This window comes from Weissella koreensis KCTC 3621 (genome assembly GCF_000277645.1).
On record NZ_AKGG01000001.1, the window covers coordinates 1 to 11,009 of the forward strand.

An 11,009-nucleotide genomic window follows, 5' to 3' on the forward strand; every position below is an offset into this window, starting at 1 on the left:
TTTACGCTTATATTTAATAGTTATGTTATTCGTTTCAAATCGTAAAAATTTACGATTTAATTAAAAATACAAAAATATTAATTAAATGAAAATAATTTTTAAAGCGTGATGTTTTTTAACAGTTTTTGTCATATTTATTAAGCCATATTTATTATGAGTTTTTAATATTCGTTATTTAAATCATCATTTTTGCTGTAAATCATGAAAGTATCGCTCAATTTTAGTTTAATCAACACCTTCTGTATCAATAAATTGTCAAATTATAGTCAAAAAACGTGATAGGGTAGTGATAAATTGATAATAATTTTTATACTTATGTTTATTTGAAAGATCATATAAAGTTATATAATAAAATGCCGTTATCATGCTCAGAATGCTCGATAACGTAATTTTAATTGATATCGGGTGTAATTTTTACCCAATTTACATTTTTATGAGCTTAGATAAGCGTATTTTGACAAAATAAAAACCATTCCCATATCAGCGAGAACAGCTTAATGATTGATATTTTCATTTCGTGCTAAATATATATATACGTTTTTATCCTATTACTTCTTACTCACTAGAGCTTAAATTTCCACCAATGCTACAAATTTGACTTAATCATTGTTTCTCTCGAAGATGCTCAGGTAAAATTCTATCAATTTCTTCAACAGAGAAGAATTGTTCTTCATCATATTTCAGTGCCTGTTGTGCTTGCTTATAACTTTTTGAGTTTGTTTTAGGTGAATTACGATAGACTGTATAAGTTCTATTTTGCAGATCTTTTCTTTTTGTAATAATTTCCTTATCTGTCATAGTTTCAAAATCAGTTAATAGTGAGACATAATCTTCACGAATATACCAAAGTTCGTCTGCTGTAATGCGATGTTTCTTAATTTCATCTGATAAATCAAAATTTTTAAAGTATAGATTAATTCCTAGCAGAAGAGTCGAGATAGCTGCACTAATCCATTTTACAATCAGCTGGTTATAAAAAATTATACTAATAATTCCTCCTGAAGATAATGCTGAAATAATAATTTGTGCAGTTTTAACATGTTTTTGACGATTTGTTAAAATATTCATATATTTTAAATGGGTAGATTTGATTGAAATAATTCAAGAGACTTTTCTCATAATCCCCTTGTTTTGCCGCGGATTCCCTATTTCCTACATTTTTCCAATTTCCTATAGCATCATAAACGAAACTATCAATGACGATTCCAGGTAAATGATAGCTGCGCTGCTATAATAAGTATCTCGTATATAGCGAATATGTCTGCAAGTAGCTTTATATAATACGTTTGTTTTATTATTTTTATCCCGCATAGCCTCTTGTTCAGCCTTAGGATTAGTTGATTCCCAATTTCCGCCCAAATTTGAATTAGGATAGTCATAGCCTTCAAGTGTATTGCCAAAAACATCAATTTTACTGAATGCTGTTAGTATTTCAAATTTTATGTTATCAAAAAAATTTATTTTTATAATTTGTCCATCAGCTCTTATCTCACTACGAGGGTATTGTGTTTTTATCGCATTTTTTACAACTTGAAGTAATTGAGATTGTACATTCCCCTTATGATGGTTAAATTGATCATATTTAGATCTAGGTAATACAACTAAAATATCAATATCACTAGTACTAATTGCTGTGCCTCGACCATATGATCCTACATACAAGCTGTTTTTACTATCACTGTTTATATTCCAAAATGCCGTATTAATGGCTTTAGTTACTTTATGATACCTATCAGAAATTAATCGTCTTTTATCTTCATCAATGATGTTTTTATAACTTACTACTAATTGACTCATTTAATATTTCTCCTACCAAAGTGCCACTCTTCTTATTTTTATGATGCTTTTTTGAACTTCTAGTAAATTTTTATCTTATTTCATAGATTTTATCATATCAATGAACCAAAACGGCTTAAAAAGTAGGCTTTAATTTAAGTTAAATCATTACATTTATAATTAGAAACGTTACAGAGTATTGTGTTAAAACATAGCTGACAATGCACTTAATTCAGCAGTCTCATGATTATATTTCATCTTAAAATTCTCAGGTTCTCCACCATATTGAGCCCAAGACGTCATTAACCAGCTTCTAAGTTGCTCAGAAGCCATCTGTAAGCTCATGAACGCTGATTTGACATTAGTTATACGTAAATCTTTAGCTTCGCCTGAAATCGTCTTTCTCGCATTCTCAGCGCTTTCTACAAATTTATCTATAACATTAGCGCCAATCGAAGAGTGGGAATCATTAAATTCAGCCGAAACACTCAATAATTCATCAAGTAGTTTACGTAATACTTCAATCCGTCCATCTGTCACGGTAGATATAACGAGTGGCATAGTTCCATACTGACTAGCGTAAGAATTAATTTCTTCAATGTAGCTAAGCGTTTCTTTAAACGTTGACGCCTTACTATAACTCAATAAGTCATCAATGACATAATCGGGGATCGTATCGTTTTCTCGTTGATTAGCCGAAGGCAAATCAGTGAACGGAATAAATGATGGCAAGCCATTAACTTCCATATCCAATTGAACTTTCGCTATTGGTGGTAAGTCTTCTAACGTTAATGGTTCAATGCTATTTTCAACATCAACTGTCATAGCATCATCGTATTTATTAGATAGATCGTCCAAGATAAGCTCCAAATAATCAAAGCTTCTTAATGCTGTCGCATCACCATTAACATCTTTCAAATCATCAAGATATTTGTCATGCCAACCACCTAATTCAGAATTGACAGGTATACGTGATTGCGGGTTATTAATATATGATTGAAGTTCGTCCACAAGGGTATCAATATCTACATCAATAACATATTTTCCATCTTGTATATCTAGCTTAAATATTTCCATATCACATAATCTCGCTGTTCATTTTTATAACCATAGCTTTCAATTCTTCCAAATCCGCTTCAGAAGCTTTGTTTTGGTTATCTAACTGCCATGCTAATACTTTACTTTTGTTAGCTTCAACGGCTGATAAATTATCATTGATCGATTTTAAGATTTCTTGACTGTTGGCAATTTTTACTTTCCCAAGTTGATTTTTTAAAGCAGTCAGTTCTCTTTTGCGATTTTTTAACTTCTTCAAATAATCGTTCGCTTGATCGTCAGTTCTTAATATGACCGCCACATCTAAATCCTCCTTATCCATATTTATTTCATTAATCTTCGAATTGAGTTCATTCAGCTCATCTTCACTTAAATCTTTAGCCTTATCACCTGACAAACGTCCTAACGAACGTCCTATATTAAGTCGCCATGCTCTAACTGCATTTGTGGTTAATCTATGATTATCAAGTTCCGTTAAGAACTCCGTTCCTTGTGACATTACATCATTGACCAAGCCCATTTCACGCTCAATGCGATCTGTTGTTGTCCCCATTACAAATACCTCATCGTCACTTCAATATGTGGAACTTCATCTGAATCTAATATCGTATATCTTTTCATTGCTTTTGTAATTTGAATAAACGAATCATTGAGGCCTGTCTGTTTAAAAGCAGGGTGCTCAAACAATGAATCGACTGCACCTTTAACCATGTTATCCAAATCGGATTTATTAGTGGGATAGCTGCGTATTTCGCCCTCTGGACGCTTTAATACAAAAGTTAAGCCCAATTCCCATCCTTGGAAATCAGAACGTAATTTACCCCTTAAACGTCCATTCTCGTCACGTGGTTGACCGCTCTTAATATCTCGAACAGTCTTATATCCTTCTTGGCTTCCTGATAAGTAAAAAATCATCTCAAACTTAGTCTGGCTCAAGTATTCCGTTAACCACAACTCAATTCTTTTCCGCCATATTGAGTAATCGTCATTGAAATACCCACCATTCTTACTAGAACGCGCACGAGGTGCGGGCATAGGTTCTATGGGGATAACAAAGCTATAGCCTTTATTCACTATTTCTGATGATTTTTCGTCCATTCGTCTCGTTCCTTTACTTCTTGTTTATCTGCAATTTTAACCATGTAACTATAATGATCAGGATCAACATTTGGATCCGTGTTCGCTATACTTTCTTTTAAGCTAATCAATTTATCTGATAATTTAAACGGCTTATTAACATTTTTAGCTTGTGAAGCAGCCTCAAGTTCTCTTTCACTATTGGCTTTTTCTTGTGCAATATCTCTTGCCACTTCTGCTTCAGTCTTTCTTGCCACTTGTTCAGCACTAGGCATAGCGATTTGTGGTTGCGTTGTGACGTTAAAAACACTTTTTGCAGCTAATTCTTTAGCTTCTTGTTCACTTTTAGCGCGTTTAGCCTCAAACGCCTTGCGTTGAGCCTCTATTGATTCCCTTGTACGAACAATTTTAGCTGGTGCAGGAACATGCTTCATTCCCTTTTGATCAATTAATTTCAATGCACCCATTACCGCTCCGTGCGTCATTTCATTATCAATAACTTTAACTTGTTCATCTTCAGTCTTTGCCTTGCGTAAATTAATACCAAGCCGTTCTAATTTACTACTAGAAATCCCAGCAGCTTCTAAAAGCTCTTCTTCGCTAATATCTGCCCTCCGTTTTTTTACTTGTAAAACATCAATTAAATGCTTACGCTTGCGCGAGTCATCTATCTTGAAAAAATCATTAGCCATAGTAGTAACTCCTTTTTTAATTACTTTATTCATATTTTCATTGTAACACTTTATAATTGCTTTAAATACATTATTCAGCGTACATTATTTCTTTGATTTTTACGCTTTATAACAATTAAAAATAAAACTTTCTAAAATTATTTCTGATAATAATTAACTACAACTTCTTAATTTTTTAATATATACTTTGCTTATTAATATTATGATTTCAATTAAAATATTTCACATATTATTACTAATCTCTTTAGTTAAACTAAGAAGCTTCAAGAAAAAATCTGACTTCACCATCAGCAATTTTTTCTTGAAGCTTAAGTCTAATATATTAATGTTAAATTCTATAATTAAATCATTCATGGTATCAATAATTAAAATTTAAAACATTTTAATAATATATTCGTTACTATTTTTCAAATAATACAAATTGATTTATTCCTATTCGATCAAATTTGTTCTGATGAGTTAGTTCTTGTATTTTTCTAGACAGCGTTTCAGGTGTTGTACCTAAATAAGAAGCTGTATCTTTTAAACTCAATGTTAATTGAATAGTATAACTTTCTTGTTCAGCACTTAAATCCATAAAATAAGCCATAATTCGATCCTTAATTTTGTAGATTGTTAGATAATAATTTTGACGATTAACTTCATTAATCTGCCGAACCATGTGTTTAGTTAATTCATAACTCAACTGTGGTAGATCAATTAGTAAACTTCTAAATTGTTCGGCATCAATTCGGCAAACTTGAGATAATTCTTCTGCAGTTAGAAAAACATTATTATTTTCAGCACCAAATAGCCAATTTTCACCCATAAAATCACCAGACTGCATAATTGCTTGAAAGTGTGCATCCCCATTCTCCATTAAATTTTCCACTTTCAAGCGCCCAGACTCTAGTATAATCAACTGTTGACTATCATTTGGAGCATAAACTACCTCACCTTTTTGAACCACAACATGATTAATTAATTTTTCGATTTCTTCTTGATCAGCTTGCTTTAATTTTTGAAACAAAGGTACGAACTGCACACATAGATGCTCACTCATCATCCCCATCCTCGATTTCAATATAAAGCCCTTCTTTAATGTCATGTCCTAAAAATAACTGACCTTGAGCAATTTGAGCCTTTACCCAAATATAAAGCTGTTCTAATTGTTTACTTTCACCAAAATGTTGTTCTTTTTGTGCTAAGGTAATTCCCTTAGTTACATAAAGCAATTGGCTATCGAAGTCTTTAACTAGGTCGAACAATTGATCTGATCCTGACTGATATTTTATTGATGCATCTTCGACCAAACCTGTGTATTCTTGCATATCCTTCTGAGTGGTAGGAACTAGATCATTCTCATCACGCAAACTTTGACTTAATTCCCAAATGAAATTTTGTTCAGTACAATACCAATCTTTAGCAAATTGATTTAAAAACAACTGCGTATTATCAGGTGCAAATAAAGCCGTTTGTTTAATCTTTAAAGAATGAATTGTTAGATTGGCTACAATATGTCCAATCATAGCCCCTGCCGTTGGATGATGATGCTCATAGTCCGCTCTTTGTATTTCCTTTTCATACTTATTATTTACTTGATTAGTCATGAATTACTCCTTTACTGTGACCCTCTGGACAGGATAACCAAGATGATTCAAAATTATTTTAATTTGATCAACATCATTAAGCGTATCATCCAAATTTAATTTTATCTTACTGGCATTAAAAAGCACTTTTATATCTGATAAACCTGATTGTCCAGCTAATGCTTTTTGAATTTTCATCATACATGATGGACAAGATAAATCATCTAATTGCATTGTCACTTTAATATTCGCCATCTTTATTACTTCCTTTTCTAATTTTAAAATAATGATTTTAAATAGTTCAAACTTAGAGCATTTATAACTACTAACAAGACACTTAATTCATGTACTAACATTCCTATAGACATATCAACATAATTGGTGAAAAGGCCTACAAGTAAGATCAATACAGTAGCCAAAGCTATGAATATGTTTTGTTTCATATTACGCATTGTTGCATGTGCAATTTTAATAGCTAGAGAAATTTGGACAGGATCAGAGTTAACTAACACTAGATCAGATACATCAATTGCAATATCTGTTCCGCCTCCCATTGAAATTCCTAAATCAGCTTGACTTAAAGCTGGCCCATCATTAATACCATCCCCTACAAAGACAACTGACTCTCCTTGCACTTGTAATTTTTTGACAATGGCGAGTTTATCAGCAGGTAACAGGTTACCGATAGCTGTGTCGAAAGGTAATTTATTTGCGACAACATCCACAGCAGCTTGATTATCTCCAGATAGAAGCATTAATTTTTTAGCTCCTTGCTGTTTGATTTGATCTAAGTTTTCCTTAATCTGAGGACGAAGTTGATCATTGATCATTAATACCATATGCACTTGTCGATCAACGACTAATATTACTTGAGAATCAGACTTATTCATAACCAAAGATGGAATTGAAATATTTTCTGTTTTCATCATTTTTTGATTACCGACTAAGATAGACTTATGATTTATTTGAGCTCGCATCCCCTGACCAGCAATGCTTTTAACATCTTGAGCTAAATAAAGAGCATTGGCATCATTATGAATATTCAATATTGCACGAGCTAAAGGATGATTCGATTCATTTTCCACGCTAGCTAATAGTTTAATATTATGTTCTCGATCCCCTAATAGGTTTTGAATATTAACTACTGTTGGTTCCCCTACTGTCAAAGTACCCGTTTTATCGAAAATAAAATAATTCTTTCGACTCAAAATATTAAAATTAGCAGCTCCTTTAGTAATAATTCCATTCTTAGCCGCCATACCAATACCCATGACCGTTGAAACAGGCACTCCAATCACTAAAGCTCCGGGACATCCAAGAACTAACACTGTTATAGCAGTCTCCATATTTTTAGTCCATAGAGCAACTATAATTCCCAAAACAAGAATGACTGGCGTGTAATATCGTGCAAATTTATCGACAAATCTTTGTTCTTTAGTCTGACTATCTTGGGCATCCTCAATTAACTCGATCAATTTACCAAATACGGTCTCATCCCCAATTTTAATAACTTGAACAACGATTGTGCCATCATTAACGATAGTCCCCGCAAATACTTTTGATAGTACTTTCTTATGAGCAGGTTTTGACTCACCAGTAATGCTAGCCTCATTAACATAACTACTTCCTTGAACCACTACCCCATCAACAGGAATTGTTGATCCAGATTTTACCAAAACATATTGATCAACAACTAGTTCGTCAATATCAACTTCTTGATATTGACGGTCATCAGGTGTGGAAATTTTTAAAGCAGTTGTTGGAAATGTATCCATTAATTCACGGATCGATTGCCGTGTCTTATTCAGCATTATCATTTGTAACCAATCGCCTATAGCAAAAAGCCAAACAACAATTCCGGCCTCATCATATTCATGAATTAGCAGGGCCCCGATAACTGCAATTGAAATTAATAATTCAATTGCAATACTCTTATATTTTAATGCACTAAATGCCCGTATTAAAATCGGTAACACCCCTATTAGAGCTGTCAACAACATCATTATTTGAGATAAATTAATTAAATTACCAAACTTGAATCCAAAAGCTAAAATTAGTAATAAAGTCATTCCTATTAAATTTTCTTTTTGGAATTTTTTAAATAAATTTTGAATTGCGTACATGTTCAACCTCCTTCTTTTATTTATTGATTAAACTTATTGTATGCTGCTTTATTGAAAAATAAATTGATAGGTATCAAGTTTCCCTCTCCATCTAATAAAAAGAATATATCCATACTTAGAAAAGCTAGTAAAAAAGTACATTTAGTTACTTCCTTCCTACTAGCCTTATTTAATACTTAATAAAAATATTTTTCAAAATATTTAACTTACATATTGTAAGTTAAATCGAACGTATTATAATATAATTATCATATTGATATCAAAGGAGATTAACAATGAGAACACATCATATATCTCTGTTAACAGAGAATGTTGACAGAAACTTTCATTTTTATACTGAAATTTTAGGTTTAAGATTTATTAAGAACTCTGTTAATCAAGCAAAGCCTCTAAGAAGGCATATATATTATGGCGACTTTCTAGGTACTCCTGGAACGGTAGTTACTTTCTTCCCCATTGATCATTTTCATGAACGATTTGATGGTTTAAACTTCTTTAGTGGTATTCACTTTTCTGTTCCCACGGGATCAATCGATTTTTGGAAAATGCGTCTTGCTAATTTTGACATTAAATCAAATTTGGATGACAAAGGAAGATTACATTTTGTCGATTATGATAATATTCCGATAAGACTACAAGAAACCAATAAAGTGAATTTCGACTGGCATATTAATCGTATGAGCGATGTGGATGCTGATTTCCAAATAACTGGTGTTGTCGGTGCTGAAATGCACGTTCCTGATATCGATAAAACCATTAAATTCTTTGATGAATTACTTGAAATTAAGACATATGACAATATCATTAAACTTGATGATGGCGAAGCTCTTGAACTAATTCCGACTGATAAAAACACTGAAAAGTCGAAATTTGGTTGGGGTTCTACTGATCACTATGCTCTAGGCGTCGAAAGTGAATCTGATTTAAAGTATTTTTGGAATAAAGCAAAAAAGTTAGGATATACTCAAGAATTATTTGTTGACCGTGGCTACTTCAAATCAGCTTATTTTATTGAGCCCAATGGAAATCGAGTTGAACTAGCTACAAATAATCCTGGATTCACTCTTGATGAGTCAATTCTAGAACTAGGTACTACTTTTGCCCTGCCTCCAAAATTTGAAAGCCAACGAGAATTATTATTAGAACATTACGCAAAGAAAAATGTTTCTTTTAACCAAGTAAAGCCTTATATAAGTAACGAAAACATGGATGAATTTAAAACAAATTTTAGCAAAATAGATGGTAAATTTAATAGATAAGATTTTTATACAGAGGATTATAAATTATGGTAAAAGATACTTTAGTTTTAAAAGTTATGCAAGACGACAATGGTTTGAGCTTAAAAGATATCCGAGGACCATGGAAAATTAATATTGATGATTTGTTGTCTGTGAAATATATTGTGATTCTTCATAATGATAAAGTTATTAGAGAATACGATTTAGGTTCTAAATTCACTTTTGATATGATCTCTAAAGAAGTCTCAAATCTACAAATTAATGAGTTTTCTGGTCAAGTTTGCTTAAAGTCTCATATGATTGATTACAGCCCTGAAACCATTGTTAGTTTTGAATCACATGAATATCTTAGAAGCTTAGTCATTAAAGACTTAAAAAACTGAAAAATAACCCTAAAATAAAATAAAAAAGGAATGGATTATATTTTCCATTCCTTTTTTTATTTTATGCCCATTTTTATGTCTTTATAGTATTGTTGCTATATATACGTAGCATGATTTAATTAGTTTTGTATTCTTCTGTATTCCATTAATTGATAGGATAAATCCATGTTCTATATATGCCTTGCATGATTCATATCAACGTGGCCTTCATCTTTTAATACTACTCCTGATGTCTCGATTGATTAAATTAAAAAAGATTCTAGTATCAAATTAATTTGTGATTCATCAGAGTTTGATTTTGACTCTGACCCTGAGGCTGAGGCTGAATCACTCTTTGAGGCATTATCTGATTCTGATTTCTCTGAATTAGAATTACTCTCTGAGTTTGAGCCTGATGCACTCTTTGAATTACTTGCTGAATCTGACTCATCTGAATCTGATGTTGAGGCACTCTTTGATGTACTATTTGAGGCATTATCTGAGTCTGACGCTGAATTTGATTCATTTGAATCTGATTCTGATGCACTTACTGAGATACTATCAGATTCACTTGCTGAATTAGATGCTGACTTTGATGCATCTGGATCTTCTGGTTTATTCAACGAAGTTGAACTACTGTCTGATGTTGATGCTGAAGCACTATCTGATCCTTCTGAGTTTGATGTTGACTTCGACGTTGATGTTGATTCAGAACCACTCTTTGAAGCTGAGGCACTATCTGATCCATTTGAATTAGATACTGACTTTGAGCTTGATGTTGATTCGGAATTACTATCTGATGCTGAAGTACTATCTGATCCTTCTGATTCACTCTTTGACTTCGAGCTTGACGTTGATATTGAATCACTCTTTGAGGCACTTGCTGAATCGGATTCATTTGAATCTGGATTTGAAGTACTCATTGATGTACTATTTGAGGCATTATCTGAGTCTGACGCTGAATTTGATTCATTTGAATCTGATTCTGACGAACTTACTGAGATACTATCAGATTCACTTGCTGAATTAGATGCTGACTTTGATGCATCTGGATCTTCTGGTTTATTCAACGAAGTTGAACTACTGTCTGATGTTGATGCTGAAGCACTATCTGATC

General features: G+C 32.4%; 12 protein-coding genes and 1 pseudogene. 2 read left to right on the forward strand and 11 right to left on the reverse strand.

All coding sequences use genetic code 11. From position 1 onward, the window contains the following. Positions 1-603: 603 nt before the first annotated feature. The 10 genes from JC2156_RS00005 to JC2156_RS00050 all read right to left on the reverse strand — a co-directional run bounded on the left by JC2156_RS00005 (position 604) and on the right by JC2156_RS00050 (position 8,292). Complete coding sequence (locus JC2156_RS00005) at positions 604-1,101, reverse strand: SLATT domain-containing protein (RefSeq protein WP_338009590.1); 498 nt, start codon at positions 1,099-1,101, stop codon at positions 604-606. 69 nt (positions 1,102-1,170) lie between these two features. Continuing rightward, positions 1,171-1,797: an SMODS domain-containing nucleotidyltransferase gene (locus JC2156_RS00010; protein WP_006844797.1), complete on the reverse strand. Its 627-nt coding sequence runs from the start codon at positions 1,795-1,797 to the stop codon at positions 1,171-1,173. 183 nt (positions 1,798-1,980) lie between these two features. Continuing rightward, positions 1,981-2,853 carry a hypothetical protein gene (locus tag JC2156_RS00015; RefSeq protein ID WP_006844798.1) on the reverse strand — a complete coding sequence of 291 codons (873 nt, stop codon included), beginning with the start codon at positions 2,851-2,853 and terminating at the stop codon, positions 1,981-1,983. A 1-nt stretch (position 2,854) separates the two neighbouring features. Continuing rightward, on the reverse strand, positions 2,855-3,385 hold the full coding sequence (locus tag JC2156_RS00020; RefSeq protein WP_006844799.1) for a hypothetical protein: 531 nt from the start codon (positions 3,383-3,385) through the stop codon (positions 2,855-2,857). Then, positions 3,385-3,930, reverse strand: coding sequence for a RusA family crossover junction endodeoxyribonuclease (locus JC2156_RS00025; protein WP_038240792.1), 546 nt, complete (start codon positions 3,928-3,930; stop codon positions 3,385-3,387). The genes JC2156_RS00020 and JC2156_RS00025 overlap by 1 nt, the downstream gene beginning before the upstream one ends. After that, positions 3,906-4,601, reverse strand: coding sequence for a hypothetical protein (locus JC2156_RS00030; protein WP_006844801.1), 696 nt, complete (start codon positions 4,599-4,601; stop codon positions 3,906-3,908). The genes JC2156_RS00025 and JC2156_RS00030 overlap by 25 nt, the downstream gene beginning before the upstream one ends. A gap of 400 nt (positions 4,602-5,001) precedes the next feature. Beyond that, positions 5,002-5,646: a Crp/Fnr family transcriptional regulator gene (locus JC2156_RS00035; RefSeq protein WP_038240794.1), complete on the reverse strand. Its 645-nt coding sequence runs from the start codon at positions 5,644-5,646 to the stop codon at positions 5,002-5,004. Continuing rightward, positions 5,636-6,190: a hypothetical protein gene (locus tag JC2156_RS00040; protein WP_006844804.1), complete on the reverse strand. Its 555-nt coding sequence runs from the start codon at positions 6,188-6,190 to the stop codon at positions 5,636-5,638. The genes JC2156_RS00035 and JC2156_RS00040 overlap by 11 nt, the downstream gene beginning before the upstream one ends. 3 nt (positions 6,191-6,193) lie before the next feature. Next, complete coding sequence (locus tag JC2156_RS00045) at positions 6,194-6,424, reverse strand: heavy-metal-associated domain-containing protein (protein ID WP_006844805.1); 231 nt, start codon at positions 6,422-6,424, stop codon at positions 6,194-6,196. A 23-nt stretch (positions 6,425-6,447) separates the two neighbouring features. Further along, the gene (locus JC2156_RS00050) at positions 6,448-8,292 is read right to left on the reverse strand and encodes a heavy metal translocating P-type ATPase (RefSeq protein WP_006844806.1); all 1,845 of its coding nucleotides are present in this window, start codon (positions 8,290-8,292) and stop codon (positions 6,448-6,450) included. 275 nt (positions 8,293-8,567) lie between these two features. Between JC2156_RS00050 and JC2156_RS00055 the strand changes: the two genes are divergently transcribed. Further along, on the forward strand, positions 8,568-9,551 hold the full coding sequence (locus JC2156_RS00055; protein ID WP_006844807.1) for a VOC family protein: 984 nt from the start codon (positions 8,568-8,570) through the stop codon (positions 9,549-9,551). A 26-nt stretch (positions 9,552-9,577) separates the two neighbouring features. Beyond that, positions 9,578-9,913, forward strand: coding sequence for a hypothetical protein (locus JC2156_RS00060; protein ID WP_006844808.1), 336 nt, complete (start codon positions 9,578-9,580; stop codon positions 9,911-9,913). Between the two features lie 242 nt (positions 9,914-10,155). On the opposite strand, the pseudogene JC2156_RS00065 reads toward JC2156_RS00060, so the two are convergent. Then, positions 10,156-11,009, reverse strand: a pseudogene (locus JC2156_RS00065) (hypothetical protein); the annotation flags it as partial.